Origin of the sequence: Enterobacter sp. ENT03 (assembly GCF_019218745.1) — a bacterium.
GTDB lineage: Bacteria > Pseudomonadota > Gammaproteobacteria > Enterobacterales > Enterobacteriaceae > Enterobacter_D.
Genome location: NZ_JAHUXA010000007.1, coordinates 1 through 21,234, shown reverse-complemented (window position 1 = coordinate 21,234; position 21,234 = coordinate 1). Strand labels below are relative to the sequence as shown.

The window sequence follows — 21,234 nt, the reverse complement described above, 5'->3', positions numbered from 1 at the left end:
AACAGTTATCGTTATCAGTATAACGTGTGGGGCGAATTAACTTTCCGGTGCCGAGGAGGCAACCACCCGGTTTCGTCCCTGGTTTTTCGCGGCGTACAGCGCGTTATCCGCGCGGCGTATTAAGCCGCTGGCAATAATATGCAGCGGTTTGTCCTGTGGCAGCGTTTTGCTGCCATCCAGCGTGGCGACGCCGATACTGATCGTCAAAAAGCCCGTTGGACTGGCGGCATTGGGAATGCGCAGCGCTTCAATACTTTCACGCAGCCCCTCGGCAATGACCTGCGCCTCCTCGCCATCGGTACAAGGTAAAATCACCAGGAACTCTTCGCCGCCGTAGCGGCTGACATTGTCATCAGGCCGATGACGCACAGCAGTCAATGCGTTTGCCACATCCCGCAGGCAAGCATCCCCCGCCTGATGGCCCTGGCTGTCATTAAAACGTTTGAAATAATCAATATCGGCCAGACAGACTGACAGTGAGTAGCTTTTCTCACAGGCGCGGATGATTTCGCGATTGAGGCACTCGTCCATAAAGCGGCGGTTAAACAGTCCGGTCAGATAGTCATGCTGGGCGTGCTGCTGTAATACCTGATTGGCATCCGCCAGTTTTTGCTCCGCCTGATGGCGCTCGGTCACATCCACCCACGTTAAGGACAGCCCCACGACGTTGCCTGTGGCATCGTGTACCGCGACGGGGTGTAACGAAAAAATTTGATCCTGCCAGCGGGTTTCGCGTGTCGGGATCTCCACGCCACTGTCGGCAAGTTCGAAGTCGCGCTCAAAGTGTTGCCAGCAGGCAGGCATCAGTTCCGCGACCGGTTTCCCGTTGATCTCCTCACTGGTACGGCTTAACGCCTTCGCCATGGCTTTGTTAGACATCACCATCTGACCGTGGCGGTCAATCATGCACAGCGCCACCGGCGTCGCGTCATAAATCGTTTCCAGTTGCAGCACACGTTCGCCCAGCGTGGAGATATTACGATCCACGCCACGGTAGCCCCGCAGCTCGCCGTTCTCGTCAAACAGGGGAATGCCGCTGGTTTCCAGCACGATCACTTGCCCGTCGGCCCGCTGATTGCGGTTAACCAGCCCGGAAAAAGGGATCTGCTGTTGCACGATAGCCAGAAATGCCCCGGCTACCCGCTCCGCTTCACCCGGCGGCATAAAATCAAAGGGCGTGCAGCCAATCACTTCATCCGGGGTGAATCCCAGCAGGCTGGTGACCACGTCCGATGACCAGGTATATCGCCCCTGCGCATCGACTTCCCAAATCCAGTCGGAATTATTATTAAGCAGATCATTAAGATGGTGCAGGTCTACATCCCTGGGATTAAACGGTTTTTTATCATCAGTCATCATTTTTACTGGCGTTGCTCCCGAAAGCGAACAGCGTTCTTTTACACAGGCACAGCCTCTGACTGAGGGTAATGAAAATAATCATTCAGGCCTCGCGAATTGCTCGTAGATAATTGTTTCTATTACATCCAGAAACCAACAGGGGTTAAGCATATTTCATTTTTTTGTGCTGGCGGATGCGTAGTTATCTCATTTAGGCAAATTCGCACTACCTGAATTAGGGATGTGACATGCTCGGAGTGTTTATATCATCGAAATTAAAATGGTCAAATAGCGTTATTCACTTTTAATTACTGTGCCTTTTTCATTACAAAAAGCTCTTAGCGCAAATTTCATTTATTATGCAGCTATCAGGCCGGAAATCTGGCACAGATGAGAGAACGCCCGGTGCCAGTAAACCAGTGACTAACAGTAACTAATTTTGAATTACAGGCCGCTCAATAATTGCAGCACAGAAAACGCGACCATACCGCTAATAACAGTGGCAAACAGGCTGCGGGTTAGCGCGCCCACCACGGCGGCGATGATCGCCGCCAGCAGGTAGACGCTCAGACCTGATGGTGTCATAGCAGGTTTATGCAGCACCTCTGCAACCACAATCGCCGTCATAATACCGGAAGGAATAAATGCCAGCCATTGTTGCAGCGTGAACGATAATCGCATACGGGATAATAACAATAACGGCAAAACGCGCATAGCCGCGCTTACCAGTGACACCAGCGCAATTGCCAGAATAATATTTCTGTCCATATTATTTTCCTTTTTTTTCCATGCGGATCAGCACAATAGTCGCAAGGGTCGCCGCAACCGAGGCCGCAAAGATAACCACCAGACTGGTATTAGACCATGAGTGAAATAACAGGGTTATCGCCATTGCCGTCACAATAGTCAGGGTTTCGAGGCGTTGTCGCTTACTGGCAAACCAGGTCATCAGGATCAGGCCAATAAACATCGACACCAGACTAAAACTCAGGCCTTCCATCAGTGCGGCAGGCAGTGACGAAGCCAGCCACGCCCCCAGTACGCAGGAAATGATCCAGTTTATCCAGGCCGTAAGATTCAGCCCGAGCATCCATTTGAAAGGGATCTCGCCGGACTGGCTGCCATGCTGCACCGCAACGCCAAAGGTTTCGTCGGTTAGCAGCAAACCGGTGACAATCTTCTGGTACGTTGTGCTGTGCTGGAAAAAGAGGCTGATGGACGAACTCATCAGCAAATAACGCAGGTTGACCAGCAGCACACTCAGCACGATGGAGGCGGTTTCCGCCCCGGCGGCCCACAGGGAGTAAAACAGAAAATGTGCAGAACCGGCGTAGAGGCAGCTGGCCAGCAGGGTGATGTGCAGTACAGAAAACCCGGATAACGTGCCTATGGCGCCAGCTGCGATGCCAATACTCCAGTAGCCGGGCAGCGTGGCGAAACAGGCCTTTGCACCAGCCCGCAACAGCGATGGGTGGCTGGACACCGTGTTGGTGTTCGAAAACATCGTTTTTCCTCAACGACTTCATTACAACGTATGTCGCAGTGTATCTTTTTCCTCGCGTAATTAAAGGAAAAATCTGAGGTGCAATACCCTTGAAATAGTCAGGGAAATAATTTCTTTCGCTCTTATTAATTAATAAGTATTAGATGTTAATGCTTTTATCAGCCGTGCTAATTTACCCTGACTGATTTTCCCCAGGAATCATCTCATAATTACATTTTTTATTTTCATGGCAAAATTTGAAGATCGACTAAACTGAAATCTCACCATCGCGTAATCCCGCATAATTTGCGGATTGTTTCTCCAATGATTATTTAAGGAATACAAAATGACCATTAAGACTTTAGAAGATTTATTCATTCACGATTTATCAGACGTTTACAGCGCTGAGAAGCAAATTACGCGTGCCCTGCCGAAAATGGCCCGCGCGGCAACCGACGAGAAATTGGTCGCTGCGTTTAAACAGCATCTTGAAGAGACGCACGGTCAGATTGAGCGTCTGGATCAGCTGGTGGAAGCCACAGAGGGCGTACGCATTAAGCGAATGAAATGCCACGCGTTAGAAGGTCTGGTAGAAGAGGCGCAGGAAATTATCGACTCAGTAGAAGCAGGCCCGGTACGTGACGCCGGTTTGATTGGCGCTGCGCAGAAGGTAGAGCACTATGAGATTGCAACATACGGCACGCTTCGTGCGCTGGCAGTAAAACTGGGTTATAAAGAGGCGGCCCGTTTACTGGGTGAAACGCTGGAAGAAGAAAAAGCGACTGATGAAAAATTGACAATTATTGCTGAGAAGCAGTCATAATTGCATCGGGTAAGTAACGAGTGTTAGTTGTGAAGTGATAATAAAAGAGGCCGTCCTGTGACCGGCCTCTTTTATATTATATATATTCTGTACTCTCGCCGCTGTTATAAATATTCCCGGCCAGCACAGGATCATTACTTAAAATAATGTTGTTCAGCGCGTTACCAAAGGCGTCGTAAGGCCCACCTAACACACCGATTTCATCATTATTGTCAATTTCAAAGCCTTCTACGAAGCGCCAGAAACCCATTGTTTGCGTACCGGTGTCGAGGTTTTCTACTTCTTCATTCGTATAGAATGCGAGCTGTACGATACCTTTGTACCGGATCCGGTAAAAACCATTGTTCACATTTTCACCCTCAAAGGTATGAATAAAAATTATAGAAGGTTTATACCAGACTGCACGCAAAATGCGCTTTTTTAGCAGAATTATCTGAAATATATTTTCTTGCGCCTGAGATCACATCACAACGAATCAAATATAAACTCTAAAATTTTTATATTTTTTAGGGTATTACGCTGCGATCAACGTCGGCCACAGACTAAGTGTGGTTGCGATGATTTCCAACAGGTCTTCCGTCGTTGCCCCTTCCCGGGCGCTCACTGACATGCCCTGGATCAGGCAATTTATAAACGCGGTCAATGCTTGCAGATCGACATGCGCGGGTAATTCCCCTTTTTCCTGCCGCTGGACGAAAAACTCCAGCAGCATCGCCTCTTGCTGCGCATGACGGCTACGCACTACGTCGGCGATTTTTTCTGAGGAGGCCGAAACCGTGGCCGAGGTATTAATTAAGAAGCAGCCAGCGGGCGTGTCCTTACTGGCAAAGCAGTGCGCCAGCGCAGTGAGGTAATCCTCTATCGCCTGCGCCACGGATTTATCGTCACAGAACAGCTTTGCTTTATGCTTCGCCGCAAACTGACTGATGTAGCGATCAAGCACTGCCCTGAACAGCCCTTCTTTATTAGTAAACTCGGCATAGAGCGTCGGGGCTTTTGCACCGGTAGCCTCTACCAGATCGGCCAGAGAGGTCGCTTCATAGCCATGCTGCCAGAATAACGCCATTGCCCGATCCAGGGTCGCCTCGCGATCAAACACTTTCGGCCTTCCCCTGCCTTTCTTCGTACTCCGTGTGACTTGCGTGGTCATGTGAATGCCTTTTTAACTGATTTATATAGTAATCATTATAAAAACATCTCACCGCCGATGACCAGCGCCTTTTATACAAAAAATTTATCAATTTATCTTTATGATTTATATAGTTTTATTAATTAAATTAACGGTCATTAAAAAATAATGTTGACGTGTGATATAGATCACATCTATCATTTGTCTATCGATCGTTAAGTAATTACTTACGACACTCATTACACCGAATCCTGAAGGTACTGATTATGAAAAACGTTAAAGCTCTGTTCGCCGTCGCCATCCTGAGTTCTTTATCTTTCGCAAGCGTAGCCGCGGTGCAAGTTGATGCCACCCCAGCCGGTCAGCAGAAAGCAGGTTATATCTCTGCCACTGCCGGGACGAACATCTCTTCTCTGGAAGCGGAACTGGCACAGAAAGCCGATGAAATGGGCGCGAAGTCTTATCGCATCACCTCTGTTACCGGCCCGAATACCCTGCACGGTACTGCGGTAATTTATAAATAAGTCGCCGATAACGACCCTTGATGAGAGAAGGCAAAAAAATGAAAAACATCAGCGTAGTTTCCGCTTTGATCCTGGCAGCGACGGTTTCCTTCGGTGCCATGGCAGCAGATCACTCTACATCGCGTCCTGAAGCCGGTTCGAATATCGATAACACCGCGCATCAGAACCACCTGGAATACAGTCACGCTTTTGATCCTGAAAATCTGACTGCAGGCGATCTCCAGTAACTGGCGATCCCTGAAGAAAAAATTAACGCTCTTACCGAATACACTGTTGAAGGAATTTGATCATGAAAAACGTAAAAACCCTGGCCGCTGTTGCCGCTCTGTCCCTGATGTCTTTTGGCGCTTTCGCACAATCTGTTACCGCTTCTGCTTCCACCCTGGATGCTGCTGAAGCGCAGATTGCAGCACAGGCGCAAAAAGCAGGTGCCTCCTATAAAATTACTGAAGCTAACGTCAGCAATAACGTGCACATGACCGCTGAACTGACAAAATAAGCTGCTGAAAAAAAAAAGCTCCCGCGGGAGCTTTTTTTATGGGCGCAAAACGCCATTAATCGAGATTAAGCTCATCGTAATGCTGAATTAATTTACCGACCACGCCGTAATCCAGCGCCTGCGCAGGTGACATCCAGTAATTACGGTCTGAATCTTTTTTCACTTTTTCAAGCGGCTGCCCGGTCGCGTCAGCGATCAGTTTATTCACCCTTTCCTGCATGCGAATAATCTCACGCGCTTCAATTTCAATATCCGTCGCCTGACCACGCACGCCGCCTAACGGCTGATGGATCATAAAGCGGGTATTCGGCAGAGAATAACGGTGCTCTTTTTTCGCCGCGAGGTAAATGGTGATCCCGGCGCTGGCTACCCAGCCGGTACCGATCACATGCACTTCAGGACGGATGAATTTTATAAAGTCGTGGATGGTATCACCCGCTTCAACATGACCGCCCTGGCTATTGATATAGATCTTAATCGGATCGTTGTTGATGCTCTGTAGCAGGATAAGCTGCGTCACCACTTTTTCTGCCAACGCCTGGTTGATCTCGCCGGAAATAATAATCGAACGGGAGGCGAGCATTTTTTGCTGCAACAGGCCAGAACCCTGGGTTTCATCTTTTGACGTATCTTCAGGATCGTTTTTCATCGTGTGGTGCATTGTCATATCCTCTGGCAAAAGCGCGCAACATGCGCAATGTTATCTGCAAACTGAGTGTAGCCGCCTTTTGCCGTCAACCCAACAGTAACCGACGGCATTACCCTGTAGAGTATGTGACTCATTTGTTCATGGAGAGATGCTATGCCTTTTACCACCGTACCTGCTTACGCGCTCAGCATCACTGCACTGACAGAGATCCTCGGGCGCTGTTTTCAGGATTATTTTGTGCCTTTTACGCTGACGCCAGAGCACTTCGCCGCCCGCTTTATTGCCGAGGGGCTGAGCTTTGCGGATTCCTGTGTCTGGTATGCGGATAACGAGCCGGTGGCAATCGCGCTGATTACGCGCCGGGGCAATCGTGCACGGCTGGCGGCCTTTGCGATCCAGCCTGGCTGGCGAGGCAAAGGGCTGACCAAACCGATGCTGGGCGCGTTATTTGCCGGGCTAAAAGACGTCACCTCCCTGTCGCTGGAAGTGATCCGCGAGAACGCGCCTGCCATTGCACTTTACGAATCGCTGGGATTTAGTATCGCTCGCGAACTGTGCGGCTACCAGGGCAAGCTTGTCGAACCGGTTGATGCGCTGGCAGCCGGATCGCTGGATGGCCTGCTGTGCGCGGTTTATCGCGGTCCCGCAGAAAACACCCCCTGGCAGCTCGATCCCCTCTCCTTTCCCTCACTGCCCTGTCAGGTGGTGAAAGACGGCGAGCACGCCTGGGGAGTGATCGCCACGCTGACCGCCACGCCGCAGTTGCGCTACCTGTTTGTAGATCCCGCCTACCGCCATCAGGGGCTCGCCCGCCAGCTACTGCAAAAAATTAACGCGCAGTATCCGGGGATTGGTACCCCCGTCGCCATTCCGGCCACGTTTGCGTCACTGTTTGAAGGCGCGGGTTATCAGGAAATGGTGATCACCCAGTATGAGATGGTGCGTACGGCATAGACCGTTTTTTACACGACGTTCTACACTGAGACTTTCCCTGGCGACGCTGGAGGCTGCATGTCCGCAAATTTTAACTGGATTAATGAACCGAAGCAGTGGCAGTACGAGAACGGCACATTACATGTCATCACCGATGATAAAACCGACTTCTGGCAAAAAACCTGGTACGGGTTTGAGCGTTTCTCCGGGCACATTTTCGCCGCCGATGTCACCGATGATTTTACCTTTCAGGTAAAAGTCTGCGCCGATTTCAACACGCTGTATGACCAGGCGGGGATCATGCTGATGATCGACGAACACCACTGGTTAAAAGCTGGCATTGAGTATAACGATGGTGCCCCGGCTATCGGCAGCGTGCTGACGCGGGAATATTCAGACTGGGCGACAGGTATTTTTCCGGGCGATCCGCGTGCCTTTTGGCTGCGATTAACGCGAAAAGGGGACAGCCTGCGGCTGCAATATTCCGCCGATGGCAAGCAGTGGCCGTTGCTGCGTTTAGGCTGGTTTCCGCGTGGTGCAGCGAAAGTCGGCGTGATGTGCTGTACGCCTGAACGACGCGGTTTGGCGGTGGATTTTCATGACATGGCGCTGACGCCACCTGTCGATAAAAGCCTGCACGATTTGAGCTGATGGTATAAATAGCGCGGGTTTTTAGCCCGCGTTCCTCATCCCAAGTCTTCGCAGAACAGTGAACTCGTTATTTGTCACACTACTTTGCGCCAGCCCATTACCGACCCTGGGTCTGCCCTTTAATTAATAGGCTTAAACGCTTATCGGCTCTTCCCCGGTAAAGGAAATATTGTCACTGATTAGGAGAATTACCCCGTTATGGCGATTTTCTTAGACTAAATATAGTGAGCTGTTTTTTATAGGTTTATTAATTGATTTCCTGTAAAAGTAAATCTGCTGCACAATCTGCTTCATTTTTGATAAGAGTTTTCTTATAATCCAGCCCCTATTTCTTAATTGCCTTTCCCTATGAAGACAGGTAATTATTACCCTCATGAATATTTTTATACAGGTTATGGATAATGATCGCTGTAATAACACCATGCAGCTACTTCCGTGAAGGATTTCACGAACTTACACGGCAAATTTTGGCAGAGTGCAAATCATTCTCCAGCGTAATGTATTCATCTGACGTTAATACATTCACCAAGAAAATACTTAACCAGACAAAAGCCATTGTTGTGGATTACGGGCACTCAAACATTCAGCAGCTCATCGATTTGTTGGTTGTTAAAAGTAAGTATCCGGAAAGCTATTTTATACTGATAACGCGGGAGAGCTGTTTCGAAGACACCATTGAAAACATTCTTATCAATTCGGTTTCCGATTACTCCATTGATTGTGGCAGCGTGATGCGTAAGTTAAGGACCTGCCTGAAGGATTTTGCCTCCGGCAATCAACATATTATCGTGACGAAAAACAAACGCCTGTACCATATCGAAAAGGAAAAGAACCTGACGAAGCGGGAAAGTGATTTGTTGCCCTACATTATTTCAGGCAGAAATAATAAAGAAATCTCACGTTATTTAGATGTTAGCGGCAAAACGGTAAGCCACCATCGCCGCAATATCTATCATAAGTTTGACGTGAATAATCTGACGGGGCTCTATCATGTTTTTGGTCGTTATGCCTGATACGACAACACGCTAAGACAGGCGATCCCGTCTTAGCGTGATGAGATTACTCAGGCGTCAGCCACCGGTTTTGCCTCAGTGCTGGCCTGTGAGTTTTCCAGCATACGACGTACCGGTACGATAAGAACCATCAACACCGCAGCACAGATCAGCAGCGCAATGGAGCAGCGCGCAAACAGGTCCGGCAGCATATCCAGTTGATCGGCTTTTACATGACCGCCAATCAGACCCGCCGCAAGGTTGCCCAGCGCACTGGCACAGAACCACAGTCCCATCATCTGCCCACGCATTCTTTCCGGCGCCAGCAGCGTCATGGTCGCCAGACCAATCGGGCTTAAACACAGCTCGCCCAGCGTCAGCATCAGGATGCTGCCCACCAGCCAGAACGGTGATACGCCTGCCCCGCCGTTCGCCAGCACGTTCTGCGCGGCCAGCATCATCAAACCAAAGCCAGCGGCCGCACACAAAATACCGATGACGAACTTGGTGATGCTGCTCAGGCGCACATTGTTACGCGCCAGCATCGGCCATGCCCAGCTGAATACCGGAGCCAGAATGATAATGAACAGGGCATTAATCGACTGGAACCACACCGCCGGGATCTCAAAACTACCGATCATGCGATTGGTATAGTCGTTGGCAAACAGGTTAAAGGAGGTTGGTTTCTGCTCGAACGCCGACCAGAAGAAAGCAGCGGAAACCAGCAGGATAAAGCATACCAACAATCTGGCGCGCTCTTTACGGTTAAGGCCCGCAAACACAAACAGATAGATAAAATAGAGCGCCACCGAAACGGCAATCACATAGACCAGCACGCTGGCAACGGCAACCGGGTTGATGACAATCACGCCCTGCGCGATAAGCGCGACCACGATTGCCACGCCTGCCGCCAGACCCAGCAGCCAGCCCCCCACGCCGTTCTTCTTCGCCACCGGGTTGTTCCAGGTGGAGTCGAGGCCCACTTCGCTGTCGTAGCGTTTCATCGCCGGTACGGCAAACACGCGGAAAATAACCAGCGCCACCAGCATCCCGATACCACCGATGCCAAAGCCCCAGTGCCAGCCGTGGGTTTTGATAAGCCAGCCGGAGATCAGCGGCGCGATAAAGGAACCCATGTTGATGCCCATATAAAACAGCGAGAAACCGCCGTCGCGACGGGGATCGCCTTTTTTGTACAGCGTTCCCACCATCACCGAGATACAGGTTTTAAACAGCCCCGAGCCGAGCACGATGAACATCAGGCCGATAAAGAACATGCTGTCGCCCATCATGGCCGACAGCGCGATGGAGAGATGGCCGAGGGCAATTAAGAGGGAGCCATACCACACTGCCCGCTGCTGGCCGAGCCAGTTGTCTGCGAGCCAGCCGCCTGGTAGCGCGGCCAGATACATACTGCCGGCAAAAATCCCCACAATAGCCGAGGCGTTTTCACGTGCCAGTCCCATCCCGCCGTCATAAACCGTTGCCGCCATGAACAAAATCAGCAGTGGACGAATGCCGTAGAAGGAGAAGCGTTCCCACATTTCAGTGAAGAACAAGGAGCCCAACGGATAAGGATGCCCGAAGAAAGTCCGGCTTTCGTTTTTATTAACAGAGGAATGCATAAAATCTCCCAAAGAGGTGTGTCGTAGCGACTGCAAACACTGAATGCACGCCGACCATGGCTTTTCGGTCGATCCTTTACATTCAGCAAAATATTATTTAACCATTTGATAACTGAATACCAGCGTTGTCTGGTAGCAGAATCTGGACTTTAAGATGAAAAGTCGACAAATGTCTAGTTTCGTAGATTTTAAGTTGGGGGATTGTGGATAGTGATTGACATCCGGCATGACTACAAATGTGATCGCCGTCCCCATCGGAAGGATGGGGACATTGCAAAAATATTATTTATTAGGGCTATTGCGAAAGCCTTCAAATAATCCCCAGCCAACGATAACTAAAAAGATAAAAAGCTTCAGAAAAAGTGACATGCGTTACCAGTCTCCGTGCAGACCGACGCTACCGCCGAACGCTTCGGCGTCGTAGCTGCCCTGTAGCGTGACGGCATTGTGGTTACCCGCCCTGAACTGCAAGCCGCCCGCCAGCGCGGTTTCACCACGGTAGTCGCCGACGGAAACGGCGTAGCCGCTACGGTTCGCGTTGTAATGCAAGTTTGACGTGGCCTGGGCGCTAGCGCCAAGCCGTTTAATGGCCTGGCTGTTGTGGTCAATCTGCTGTTGCAAACCTTTAGCGACGCGATCGGTATAGCGCTTTGCGTCCTGTACCCCCTGATCCACATAACGCGTCGACGACTCTGCCAGCACCGTGGCATAGGCTTCAGCGGCGGCAATCTGCTCATCGGTATAGTTATTGGCCTGCGCTCTGGCATGTGCAGCGGCGTTGTCTGCATGCTCATCGGCGTGCTTTTCAGCGGCGGTAACAGCATCGTCTGCATGTCCTTCAGCCGCAGCTTCGGCGTGATCCGAAACGGCATCGGCATAGCTTATCAGGGTGGAGGGGGATGGGTTTCCGTTGTCGTCCGGGGCGGTATTAGGGTTATCGGTATTGTCGTGATTATTATGGCTGTCGTTATTATTGTTATCGTGGTTATTATCGGAATTTCCGGTATCGCTATGCCCCGAAATACTATCATGTAGCTGAGAAATTAGATCATCGGATACGCTGGTGTCACCCCAGGTGATATAATGATGATTATTCCAGGCGTTAACCTCTTCAGCGCTGCCAAAATGAACACCAAGGCGATCCGCTTCATTGTTAATATCGTTTAACCATTTGTCGATACCATTTTGTTGCGTCTGATTTATCTTGTCTTCTACCGCCTGCTCAGCGGCGCTGCGTTCAGACTGCCAGTTATCTGACGCTACGCAATTATCATGCGCGCACGCATGCCCCGCTGGCAATAAAATAGCCAACGTTAAAAGTGTATTTTTCATAAAATTATTTCTGCACTAATTATAAATGACGGCACGCAGGACATGCCCGGCAATAAAAAATAGCGCAGAGGATAATTGAGGTCAAGGATTAGCGCTGCTTATCTTATTATCAGTTTAACTTTAGTCAGGTTCATTTACAAAATAACAATAACCATTAACTACTCGCCATGGATGTTAATCGCATCCCCCCCTTAAGTTAAAGGCTTATTCAAACCTGTAACATCCGCCCTATTTTAACGCTTTCAAGTCGTCCCAAAGCATATTCTACAAAATAGCTTCCCATCCACAATGGACATTCAGACATACGAAATGGATGCCTGGCGTTTATGGTTTACGCTGCCGCTTATCACCTTTATTTTTTCCACACCGTTAATTTCGTTTCTGGCGGCACATTATCACGAGAAAAATAGCAGCGGAGAAAATAAAGCCGTACTGGTTGTACGTCATGCCTATACGCTGATCATTTTCAGCATTATTTTCTTTGTACTGAGTTGCATCTTAAATATTCCCCATGAAACCTTAGTCGCTGTAAAAGCGCAAAGGCAAAATCATTGCATTTCTACTGCTGTTCACCGTGTCCTTTGCCGTGGTGTATGCGAACCCGAACGTTATCAACCTTATTGAAACCGTTTGCGGGCTAATGATGGCTATCTTCCTGTTTCTGCTCGCGGTCTTTCTGATCTACAGCCGCGATGCGCTGCGTCCGCGGCGCGGATTTACGCCAATGGTAGTGTTACCTGGCGGCGTGTTGACCGTCTCGGCGTTGATATAGGGGATGTGGTAACGCGATCAAAAAACAGGGAGAAGTGGTGCCGATAATAGGAGTCGAACCTACGACCTTCGCATTACGAATGCGCTGCTCTACCAACTGAGCTATATCGGCCCAAAGACGTGTTCACGGGCGTGAATGACGGTGTAGAAGGTTAAAACTAACAGGGCGATGCGTCAATAACCTTCCTAATCAACCGGCTACTTTTGCATCACCCTGTTTCATTTAAGCACGAATGGTATCGTCGCCAAAGCCGATCCACTTATAGGTGGTCAGCGCTTCGAGCCCCATCGGGCCGCGGGCGTGCAGCTTCTGCGTGCTGACCGCCACCTCGGCACCCAAACCAAACTGCGCGCCATCGGTGAAGCGCGTTGAGGCGTTCACGTAGACCGCCGACGAATCTACTTCATTGACGAAACGGTTCGCATTGCGCAGCGTGCGAGTGAGGATGGCGTCGGAATGCTGGGTGCCGTGCTCACGAATATGGACGATGGCCTCATCCAGATCGGCGACGATTTTCACGTTCAGATCGAGGGATAAAAACTCATCGTCATACTGCTGCGCTTTTACCGCCTCGACTTTTGCCGGGCCGTGCTGCAACTGTGCCAGCGCAAGATCGTCGGCATGCAGCGTTACACCGCTTTCCGCCATTTGCTTGCTGAGCGCAGGCAGGAAAGTCTCGGCGATGTGCTGATTGACCAGCAGCGTTTCTACAGTGTTGCAGGTGCTTGGACGCTGGGTTTTGGCGTTAACGATAATTTTTAGCGCCGGGTCAATCTCGGCGGTGTCATCCACGTAAATATGGCAGACGCCAATCCCGCCCGTGATCACCGGGATGGTGGACTGTTCGCGGCAGAGCTTGTGTAATCCTGCGCCGCCTCGGGGGATCAGCATGTCGATATACTTATCCATGCGCAGCATCTCGTTCACCAGCGCGCGGTCCGGGCTTTCAATCGCCTGCACCGCACCCGCGGGCAGACCGCACTCTTCCAGCGCCTGTTGGATGACCTTTACGGTCGCCGCATTGGTGCGCCAGGTCTCTTTGCCGCCGCGCAGAATAGCCGCATTGCCGGTTTTCAGGCACAACGAGGCGACATCCACGGTAACGTTGGGGCGCGCTTCATAGATCACGCCGATCACGCCGAGCGGCACGCGCCGACGCTCCAGACGCAGGCCGCTGTCGAGCAGACAGCCATCAATCACCTGCCCCACCGGATCGGCCAGTTTGCAGACCTGGCGTACATCGTCAGCGATGGCTTTCAGGCGCGAAGGGGTGAGCGCCAGGCGATCGAGCATCGCCTCGCTCAGGCCGTTGCGCCGCGCGTCTGCAACATCCTCGGCGTTTGCCAGCAGGATCGCCTCAGTCTGTGCTTCAAGATAATCGGCAATTTTTTCCAGCACGCGATTTTTTTCACGGGCGGAAAGTTGTGCCAGGGTGTAAGACGCTGCTTTCGCAGCGATGCCCATTTTTTCCAGCATACGTCTGCTCCTTAGCGGGTGATCATATCGTCACGATGGACGGCGACCGGGCCATATTCATAACCCAGAATCGCGTCAATTTGCTGTGAGTGGTGACCAGCGATACGACGTAGCGCATCGCTGTTGTAACGGGTGACGCCATGGGCAATGTCGCGCCCTTCCAGAGTGCGGATACGGATCACTTCCCCACGCGAGAAGTTGCCGTTCACTTCTTTGATACCCTTTGGCAGCAGGGAGCTGCCGCGTTGCAGGATCGCATCAGTGGCCCCTTCATCTACGGTGATTTCACCGGCGGGCGGCGCGCCAAAGATCCAGCGCTTACGGTTTTCCAGCGGCGAGGTCTGCGCGTGGAACAACGTTCCCACCGGGATCCCCTCCACCACATCGCCAATGACGCCAGGGCGGCTGCCTGCGGCGATAATGGTGTCGATACCGGCGCGACAGGCCACGTCCGCTGCCTGTAATTTGGTGCCCATTCCGCCCGTTCCGAGGCCGGAAACGCTGTCACCAGCGATGGCGCGCAGGGCGTCGTCGATGCCGTAAACGTCTTTGATCAGTTCAGCCTGCGGATTGCTGCGCGGATCGGCGGTGAACAGCCCTTGTTGATCCGTCAGCAACAGCAGTTTGTCAGCGCCGCCGAGGATAGCCGCCAGCGCCGAGAGATTATCGTTATCGCCCACTTTGATTTCAGCGGTGGCGACGGCGTCATTTTCGTTGATCACCGGCACAATATTGTTATCCAGCAGCGCGCGTAAGGTGTCACGGGCGTTCAGGAAACGTTCGCGATCTTCCATGTCGGCGCGGGTCAGCAGCATCTGCCCGACGTGAATGCCGTAAATGGAGAAAAGTTGTTCCCACAGCTGGATGAGGCGGCTTTGCCCCACTGCGGCCAGCAGCTGTTTAGAGGCGATGGTCGCTGGCAGTTCTGGATAGCCTAAATGCTCGCGCCCGGCGGCAATCGCCCCGGACGTGACAATCACAATGCGATGCCCGGCGGCATGCAGCTGTGCGCACTGACGGACTAACTCCACAATGTGGGCGCGATTCAGGCGGCGCGATCCGCCTGTTAAAACACTGGTGCCCAGTTTTACCACCAGCGTCTGGCTGTCACTCATGATTCTCTGCCGTTAAACAATTAAGAAAAAAGATGGGAAAGGACGTTTTAACAGGAGTCAGCGTGCTTGCCAATAACCAGCGCAAAAAGCACGGTTTTTTGTTGCGCAGGATCAGCAAGCCTAACGGCAGAGTTTGACACTTTTATGGCAGCAATAAATAAATTCAGTTTTTTCAAATTAATCCGACTTTGTCATAAATCCTTCATTCCACGGAGTTAAAACCCTTCATGTTTTTTCACGGGGCGTAAAGCCCAGCGAATATTAGCGTGTCTTTCAAATCAGGAATCAAAATGAAAAAGAGTACTCTGGCATTAGTGGTGATGAGCATTGTCGCTTCCGCATCGGTTCAGGCGGCAGAAGTTTATAACAAGAACGGCAACAAGCTGGACCTCTATGGCAAAGTTAAAGCCATGCATTATTTCAGCGACGATGCCGGCAGCGATGGCGATACCACTTACGTGCGTCTGGGCTTCAAAGGCGAAACGCAGATTAACGATCAACTGACTGGTTTTGGTCGCTGGGAAGCGGAATTTGCCGGTAACAAAGTGGAAGGCGCATCCGACGCGCAGAAAACCCGTCTGGCGTTCGCCGGCCTGAAAATCAAAGATTTTGGCTCTCTGGATTATGGTCGTAACCTCGGCGTGATGTATGAAGTGCAGGCCGCGACTGATATGTTCCCTGAATTTGGCGGTGACTCTCTGGGTAAAACCGACAACTTCATGACCAAGCGTACCACTGGCGTGGCAACCTACCGCAACACTGACTTCTTCGGCATGGTAGAAGGCCTGGATATGTCGTTGCAGTACCAGGGGAAAAATGAAGGCACCCGCGCGGTAAACAAGCAGAACGGCGATGGCTGGGGCAGCTCTCTGGCGTATGACTTCGGCGGCAGCCCGGTAACGGTAACGGGCGCGTATGCCAGTTCAGATCGCACCAACCTGCAGCAACAGTCTGCCCGCGGTCAGGGTGAGAAAGCCGACGCTTGGGGCACCAGCATTAAATATGATGCGAACAACGTTTATCTGGCCGCCATGTACGCCGTTTCCCACAACATGACCCCGATCTCCGGTGGTTTTGCAAATAAAGCGGAAAACTTCGAAGCGGTGGCACAGTACCAGTTCGACTTTGGGCTGCGTCCGTCACTGGGTTATGTGCAGTCCAAAGGTAAAGATATTGAAGGCGGGATCGGTGATGAAGATCTGGTCAAATACATTGATGTGGGTGTGACGTACTACTTCAACAAAAACATGTCTGCGATGGTTGACTACAAAATCAACCAGATCGACGACAACAATAAACTGGGTCTGAGCAGCGACGACGTCGTGGCAGTTGGCGTAACGTACCAGTTCTGATGACAGAAAAGAAAACGCCCTTCAGCGATGAAGGGCGTTTTTTTATGCGTATGGTTGAGCGTCAAATCAGGCGGAGAGTTTCACCGGCTCTTTTTTGAAGTCATCAGCAGGCTCAAGCTTCATCTCAAGTGTGGCCAGCATATCGCGGGCGCGGCCATGGAAATCACGCAGCGTGTACTCCAGACGATCCTGCACTTCTTTATCTTTGATCGCCACAGCCTGCCAGTGACCTTCTTTATCAAACATGCCGAACTGATAGCTGTAGGTAAAGCGTTTTTCCTGGGCTTCCATTATCATCCACCAGCCCCAGAACTCACGGCTTTCTGGTGCTGGCTTAACGTTAACGCAAACAGCCAGGCAGTCGAAAAAGAACCGGTTATCTTCGCACTGTTCTTCCCTGATATAGGGGCCAAGTGCGGTGAACTTCTTAATAAGCCGGCTTCTCGGGTGTCCACTCGGTAACGTCATTGCAATCTCCTTAGGTGTAGCCACTGTTTTACCAAACCGGCATAAATTAGCAATGTATTAACGCAATTTATGATTAATCCAGTCGGTAATTTCCCGCAGCGCACGGTCGAAATTGCGGTACAGCGGTTTCTGCGGGATCTCCAGCAGTTTGCCGTCAGCAGATGACGAGGTGATTAAACGTGACTCTTCTTCCGGGCTAAAGGGATCGTTCTTCCAGAACCCGGACAGCATTGGCGTCGGACAGCGTCTGCCAAGCAGCCCCTGGGTTTTCAGCGAGTAACGATTAAGTTCGACGCGCAACGCTTCATCGGATGCATCATGCATCCCGAGTCGGCTTGCCAGCACGTCGAGATACATTTCCGGCACCGTGCTCAGACGGGCGCTGTCGGTCAGCAATCCATGCACCACTGGCCCCAGACAGGCTACCGCTTTCAGTCGAGGTGATTCCAGATAAGCCAACCGCACGGCGACGTTCGCGCCAAAACGGAAGCCAAAGGCGGCGACGCGGGTATGGTCAATCCACGGAATGTCCGGCAGCGCTTTCAGCACGTGCTGGTGAAGGATGCTGGAATCCTGCGTCAGCTTCCATTTTGATGAGAAACCAATCGATGGCATATCCAGCGTCAGCATTGCGATGCCCTGCGGCGCGAAATAACGCTCATAAAGGGTGTAGTAGTCGCTTTGCAGGCTATCCAGACCGCCGCACATAAGCACCGTGGGGAACGGGCCGTCGCCTTTTGGCATATGAAGAAACGCCGTTAAGGGCGCGCCGCCGGCAATGGGGATCTCCAGCTCGCGCAGCGCACCAGGCAGACGTCGCGCCGCTTCTTCATAGGCACGGTTTGCCAGCGCCTGTGCCTGCTCCGCCAGATCGTCGCCCTTCAGATGCGGATAGGCGGCAATGCTGTAAAGAGTGGAGGCGTGCAGCCAATGGCGACCGCTCAGGGCGGCATCGGCTTCCTGGGTCGCTTTTTGCTGCCAGACCATCGCCTGGGTGGCCCATTCGTAGATCCAGTTACCGTTACGATAGCCGACCACTGTGTCGTAAAGGGCATTGTCGGTCCGTTCGGCTTCGCTCATCACGATGCGCGCCTGCACGTCCAGCAGCTCTCGCGGGTCAACGCCACGCCAGATCCACATCAGACGGTTGTTCATGCGATACCAGCACGGGATGTTTCTGCCGTCCAGCGCGGACTGCATCGCCGGTTGCGTGCCGTGCTGAAAACGGCGGACTAACGTCGACGTTTCAGGGTGTTTGAAGCGGGGTTTAAACAGGGTTTCGCTAAGATTAGCCTGGGTCATTGCGCGCAGCCTCCATGAATACGTCACTAATGACTATTGTAACCTGCCGGGGGCTAAAATGAACAACGCCCGGCATAACCGGGCGCTGAAAGCACATAATAATTGCGGGGATTAACGACCTGAGATCGGCGGTACGAAGACCACGCCCATATCCCAGGGTTGTTCAATCCAGGTATCCTGCGGAATATCAATTACATAATCATCCACCAGCGGACGTCCGGCCGGTTTAGCGAAAATGGTAACGAAATGTGCTTTTGGATACATTTCGCGAATGGCAACAGCGGTGCCGCCGGTATCAACCAGATCGTCGATCACGATGAAACCTTCGCCGTCACCTTCTGCACGTTTCAGTACAGTCAGCTCACGTTGGTTATCATGATCGTAGCTGGAGATGCAGACGGTATCTACATGGCGAATACCTAATTCACGTGCCAGCAGCGCGCCCGGCACCAGACCACCACGACTAACGGCAATGATGCCTTTCCACTGCTCTGACGGCATCAGGCGCGCGGCCAGTTTGCGGGCGTGAATTTGCAACATGTCCCAGGTGACGACGTATTTTTCGCTCATGTGAAGTGTCCCAGCCTATTTTTAAAACGGCTTAAAAAGTGTTCGAGGGGAAAATGGGTTGCGCGAGATTATAGAGATCCGACGCACTAAAAACCAGTGTTACGGGGCACCTGCGCCGCTTTTTACGTGCGCCACCGTACCATGCCGCCAATAAAGTGGTATTCTGCCAGCCTATCGCGCAAGCATTGCACATGGTGTTTATTTGCTAACCCTGCAACCTGTAAGTTGCTTTTACAGGTCTATGTCAAGGAGACTTATCGTGTCTGAACTGTCTCAATTATCTCCACAGCCGCTGTGGGATATTTTTGCCAAAATCTGTTCCATTCCGCATCCCTCTTATCATGAAGAACAACTGGCCGCGCACATTATGGGCTGGGCGCAGGAGAAAGGTCTGTTTGCCGAGCGCGACAGCGTCGGTAACATCCTGATCCGCAAACCGGCCACCGCCGGCATGGAAAACCGTAAAGCGGTTGTGCTTCAGGCGCACCTCGACATGGTGCCGCAGAAAAACAACGACACGGTGCATGACTTCACAAAAGATCCGATCCAGCCGTATATTGATGGTGAATGGGTTAAAGCCCGCGGCACCACGCTGGGCGCGGATAACGGTATCGGTATGGCCTCCGCACTGGCGGTGCTGGCTGACGACAGTGTGGCGCACGGCCCGCTGGAAGTGCTGCTGACCATGACCGAAGAAGCCGGTATGGACGGCGCGTTTGGTCTGCAGGCCAACTGGCTGCAGGCGGATATTCTGATCAACACCGACTCTGAAGAAGAGGGTGAGATCTACATGGGTTGCGCGGGCGGCATTGATTTTATCACCACCCTGCCGCTGTCTCGTGAAGCAATCCCGGCCGGTTTCCAGATCTTCAAGCTGACGCTGAAAGGCCTGAAAGGCGGTCACTCCGGCGGTGATATTCACCTGGGCCTGGGTAACGCCAACAAGCTGCTGGCCCGCTTCCTGGCCGGTCATGCGAATGAACTGGATCTTCGTCTGGTGGATTTCAACGGCGGTACGCTGCGTAACGCTATCCCGCGTGAAGCCTTCGCCACCCTGGCCGTGTCAGCCGATAAAGCTGATCAGCTGAAAACGCTGGCGGCGACTTACCTCGATATTCTGAAGAACGAGCTGGAAGCGAAAGAGAAGAACCTGAACGTGGTTCTGGAAGCGACCACCACAGATAAAGGCGCGCTGACCACTCAGTCCCGCGATGCGTTCGTGCAGCTGCTGAATGCAACCCCGAACGGCGTGATCCGCAATTCTGACGTGGCAAAAGGCGTGGTGGAAACCTCACTGAACGTCGGCGTGGTTACCATGCAGGACGACAGCGCTGAAATCATCTGTCTGATCCGTTCGCTTATCGACAGCGGTAAAGAGTACGTGGTGAGCATGCTGGAATCTCTCGGCACGCTGGCAGGCGCGAAAACTTCCGCCAAAGGCAGCTACCCAGGCTGGCAGCCGGATGCCAGTTCGCCGGTGATGGCGCTGGTACGCGAAACGTATCAGCGTCTGTTTGATAAGACGCCGAACATTCAGGTGATCCATGCTGGTCTGGAATGTGGTCTGTTCAAGAAACCGTATCCGGACATGGATATGGTCTCTATCGGGCCAACCATTACCGGGCCGCACTCACCGGATGAGCAGGTGCATATTGAAAGCGTGGGCCAGTACTGGACTCTGCTGACTGAACTGCTGAAGGCGATCCCGGCTAAGTAAGCGGACGCGGTTAAACGTTAAACGCCCGGCGGCGCTTCGCTTGCCGGGCCTACACCGACAATGTTAACCCCGTCATAATTCGTTACCACGTCAAACCCGCCGGATCGGTAGATACTGTTATGCCATGCAAGCATTTTCCTCATGCAGCGTGGCATCGAACGGGCGTCCTGATTTCAGGACGCCATACGCCACCTGGGCAAGTTTACGCATCATCGCCCCGATTATCAGCTTCGCTCCCTTGCCGTTCTTCTCCAGACGCTCCCTGAACGTTTTTCCCCACGCCGTTTTATACAGCGCCACCATCGCCGGCATATACAGCGCCCTGCGCAGCGACACATGACCCGCCTTACTCATCCTGCTCGCCCTGTGCACACTGCTCCCCGAGTCGTGCTGCCGCGGCGTCAGTCCCGCGAACGCCGCGAACTGTCTCGCCTGTCCGAACCGCTCTTTCAGCCCCGCATACGCCAGCAGCACCGCGGAGGTC

Annotated in this window: 25 protein-coding genes and 1 tRNA gene; 11 read left to right on the top strand and 15 right to left on the bottom strand. The window is 52.1% G+C overall.

Going from position 1 to position 21,234, the window contains the following annotated elements; genetic code table 11:
- Positions 1 to 36: 36 nt before the first annotated feature.
- The 3 genes from KW828_RS11125 to KW828_RS11115 form a co-directional block, all read right to left on the bottom strand.
- Complete coding sequence (locus KW828_RS11125; RefSeq protein ID WP_256350130.1) at positions 37 to 1,359, bottom strand: sensor domain-containing diguanylate cyclase; 1,323 nt, start codon at positions 1,357 to 1,359, stop codon at positions 37 to 39.
- Positions 1,360 to 1,782: 423 nt separating this feature from the next.
- Positions 1,783 to 2,106: an AzlD domain-containing protein gene (locus tag KW828_RS11120; protein WP_218336424.1), complete on the bottom strand. Its 324-nt coding sequence runs from the start codon at positions 2,104 to 2,106 to the stop codon at positions 1,783 to 1,785.
- 1 nt (position 2,107) lies between these two features.
- On the bottom strand, positions 2,108 to 2,842 hold the full coding sequence (locus tag KW828_RS11115; protein ID WP_218336423.1) for an AzlC family ABC transporter permease: 735 nt from the start codon (positions 2,840 to 2,842) through the stop codon (positions 2,108 to 2,110).
- A gap of 325 nt (positions 2,843 to 3,167) precedes the next feature.
- Between KW828_RS11115 and KW828_RS11110 the strand changes: the two genes are divergently transcribed.
- A complete protein-coding gene (locus tag KW828_RS11110; protein WP_218336422.1) occupies positions 3,168 to 3,644 on the top strand; it encodes a ferritin-like domain-containing protein in 477 nt (158 codons plus the stop codon).
- Positions 3,645 to 3,720: 76 nt separating this feature from the next.
- On the opposite strand, the gene KW828_RS11105 is transcribed toward KW828_RS11110, so the two are convergent.
- Positions 3,721 to 3,993, bottom strand: coding sequence for a hypothetical protein (locus KW828_RS11105; RefSeq protein ID WP_218336421.1), 273 nt, complete (start codon positions 3,991 to 3,993; stop codon positions 3,721 to 3,723).
- 165 nt (positions 3,994 to 4,158) lie between these two features.
- Positions 4,159 to 4,794: a TetR/AcrR family transcriptional regulator gene (locus KW828_RS11100; protein ID WP_218336420.1), complete on the bottom strand. Its 636-nt coding sequence runs from the start codon at positions 4,792 to 4,794 to the stop codon at positions 4,159 to 4,161.
- A gap of 245 nt (positions 4,795 to 5,039) precedes the next feature.
- Here KW828_RS11100 and bhsA point away from each other — a divergent pair, with 245 nt between their 5' ends.
- From bhsA to KW828_RS11085, 3 genes are all read left to right on the top strand, one after another.
- Positions 5,040 to 5,297: a DUF1471 domain-containing protein gene (gene bhsA, locus KW828_RS11095; RefSeq protein WP_218336419.1), complete on the top strand. Its 258-nt coding sequence runs from the start codon at positions 5,040 to 5,042 to the stop codon at positions 5,295 to 5,297.
- A 38-nt stretch (positions 5,298 to 5,335) separates the two neighbouring features.
- On the top strand, positions 5,336 to 5,524 hold the full coding sequence (locus tag KW828_RS11090; protein WP_218336418.1) for a hypothetical protein: 189 nt from the start codon (positions 5,336 to 5,338) through the stop codon (positions 5,522 to 5,524).
- A gap of 62 nt (positions 5,525 to 5,586) precedes the next feature.
- Positions 5,587 to 5,796 carry a YdgH/BhsA/McbA-like domain containing protein gene (locus tag KW828_RS11085; RefSeq protein WP_218336417.1) on the top strand — a complete coding sequence of 70 codons (210 nt, stop codon included), beginning with the start codon at positions 5,587 to 5,589 and terminating at the stop codon, positions 5,794 to 5,796.
- Positions 5,797 to 5,851: 55 nt separating this feature from the next.
- Here the strand turns inward: KW828_RS11085 and KW828_RS11080 are convergent, their stop codons facing one another.
- Positions 5,852 to 6,457: an ATP-dependent Clp protease proteolytic subunit gene (locus KW828_RS11080; RefSeq protein WP_218336416.1), complete on the bottom strand. Its 606-nt coding sequence runs from the start codon at positions 6,455 to 6,457 to the stop codon at positions 5,852 to 5,854.
- Between the two features lie 141 nt (positions 6,458 to 6,598).
- Between KW828_RS11080 and KW828_RS11075 the strand changes: the two genes are divergently transcribed.
- The 3 genes from KW828_RS11075 to KW828_RS11065 all read left to right on the top strand — a co-directional run bounded on the left by KW828_RS11075 (position 6,599) and on the right by KW828_RS11065 (position 9,042).
- Positions 6,599 to 7,399, top strand: coding sequence for a GNAT family N-acetyltransferase (locus tag KW828_RS11075; RefSeq protein ID WP_218336415.1), 801 nt, complete (start codon positions 6,599 to 6,601; stop codon positions 7,397 to 7,399).
- A 57-nt stretch (positions 7,400 to 7,456) separates the two neighbouring features.
- Positions 7,457 to 8,029, top strand: a complete 573-nt coding sequence (locus KW828_RS11070) for a DUF1349 domain-containing protein (RefSeq protein WP_218336414.1) — start codon at positions 7,457 to 7,459, stop codon at positions 8,027 to 8,029.
- 401 nt (positions 8,030 to 8,430) lie between these two features.
- Positions 8,431 to 9,042 (top strand): response regulator transcription factor, encoded by a 612-nt coding sequence (locus KW828_RS11065; protein ID WP_218336413.1) that lies wholly within the window; start codon positions 8,431 to 8,433, stop codon positions 9,040 to 9,042.
- A 50-nt stretch (positions 9,043 to 9,092) separates the two neighbouring features.
- Here KW828_RS11065 and KW828_RS11060 read toward each other — a convergent pair whose 3' ends face one another.
- Entirely contained in the window at positions 9,093 to 10,646 is a 1,554-nt protein-coding gene (locus KW828_RS11060) for a peptide MFS transporter (protein ID WP_218336412.1), read from the bottom strand.
- A gap of 372 nt (positions 10,647 to 11,018) precedes the next feature.
- Entirely contained in the window at positions 11,019 to 11,978 is a 960-nt protein-coding gene (locus KW828_RS11055) for a YadA C-terminal domain-containing protein (protein WP_218336411.1), read from the bottom strand.
- 309 nt (positions 11,979 to 12,287) lie between these two features.
- Between KW828_RS11055 and KW828_RS11050 the strand changes: the two genes are divergently transcribed.
- Positions 12,288 to 12,602 (top strand): hypothetical protein, encoded by a 315-nt coding sequence (locus tag KW828_RS11050; RefSeq protein ID WP_218336410.1) that lies wholly within the window; start codon positions 12,288 to 12,290, stop codon positions 12,600 to 12,602.
- A gap of 16 nt (positions 12,603 to 12,618) precedes the next feature.
- Positions 12,619 to 12,750: a hypothetical protein gene (locus KW828_RS21900; protein WP_256350129.1), complete on the top strand. Its 132-nt coding sequence runs from the start codon at positions 12,619 to 12,621 to the stop codon at positions 12,748 to 12,750.
- A 35-nt stretch (positions 12,751 to 12,785) separates the two neighbouring features.
- On the opposite strand, the gene KW828_RS11045 is transcribed toward KW828_RS21900, so the two are convergent.
- The 3 genes from KW828_RS11045 to proB form a co-directional block, all read right to left on the bottom strand.
- Positions 12,786 to 12,861, bottom strand: a tRNA-Thr gene (locus tag KW828_RS11045).
- 111 nt (positions 12,862 to 12,972) lie between these two features.
- Entirely contained in the window at positions 12,973 to 14,226 is a 1,254-nt protein-coding gene (gene proA, locus KW828_RS11040; protein WP_218336409.1) for a glutamate-5-semialdehyde dehydrogenase, read from the bottom strand.
- An 11-nt stretch (positions 14,227 to 14,237) separates the two neighbouring features.
- The gene (gene proB / locus KW828_RS11035; RefSeq protein ID WP_218336408.1) at positions 14,238 to 15,341 is read right to left on the bottom strand and encodes a glutamate 5-kinase; all 1,104 of its coding nucleotides are present in this window, start codon (positions 15,339 to 15,341) and stop codon (positions 14,238 to 14,240) included.
- A gap of 290 nt (positions 15,342 to 15,631) precedes the next feature.
- Here proB and phoE point away from each other — a divergent pair, with 290 nt between their 5' ends.
- Positions 15,632 to 16,693 (top strand): phosphoporin PhoE, encoded by a 1,062-nt coding sequence (gene phoE, locus KW828_RS11030; RefSeq protein ID WP_218336407.1) that lies wholly within the window; start codon positions 15,632 to 15,634, stop codon positions 16,691 to 16,693.
- 66 nt (positions 16,694 to 16,759) lie between these two features.
- Here phoE and crl read toward each other — a convergent pair whose 3' ends face one another.
- The 3 genes from crl to gpt form a co-directional block, all read right to left on the bottom strand.
- Positions 16,760 to 17,161 carry a sigma factor-binding protein Crl gene (gene crl / locus KW828_RS11025; RefSeq protein WP_218336406.1) on the bottom strand — a complete coding sequence of 134 codons (402 nt, stop codon included), beginning with the start codon at positions 17,159 to 17,161 and terminating at the stop codon, positions 16,760 to 16,762.
- Positions 17,162 to 17,218: 57 nt separating this feature from the next.
- On the bottom strand, positions 17,219 to 18,463 hold the full coding sequence (frsA, locus tag KW828_RS11020; protein WP_218336405.1) for an esterase FrsA: 1,245 nt from the start codon (positions 18,461 to 18,463) through the stop codon (positions 17,219 to 17,221).
- Between the two features lie 111 nt (positions 18,464 to 18,574).
- Positions 18,575 to 19,033 carry a xanthine phosphoribosyltransferase gene (gene gpt, locus KW828_RS11015; protein ID WP_010427903.1) on the bottom strand — a complete coding sequence of 153 codons (459 nt, stop codon included), beginning with the start codon at positions 19,031 to 19,033 and terminating at the stop codon, positions 18,575 to 18,577.
- Positions 19,034 to 19,292: 259 nt separating this feature from the next.
- Here gpt and pepD point away from each other — a divergent pair, with 259 nt between their 5' ends.
- Complete coding sequence (gene pepD, locus KW828_RS11010; RefSeq protein ID WP_218336404.1) at positions 19,293 to 20,750, top strand: cytosol nonspecific dipeptidase; 1,458 nt, start codon at positions 19,293 to 19,295, stop codon at positions 20,748 to 20,750.
- A 117-nt stretch (positions 20,751 to 20,867) separates the two neighbouring features.
- Here pepD and KW828_RS11005 read toward each other — a convergent pair.
- A partial coding sequence (locus KW828_RS11005; RefSeq protein WP_218336403.1) for a transposase occupies positions 20,868 to 21,234 on the bottom strand: 367 nt, incomplete at its 5' end.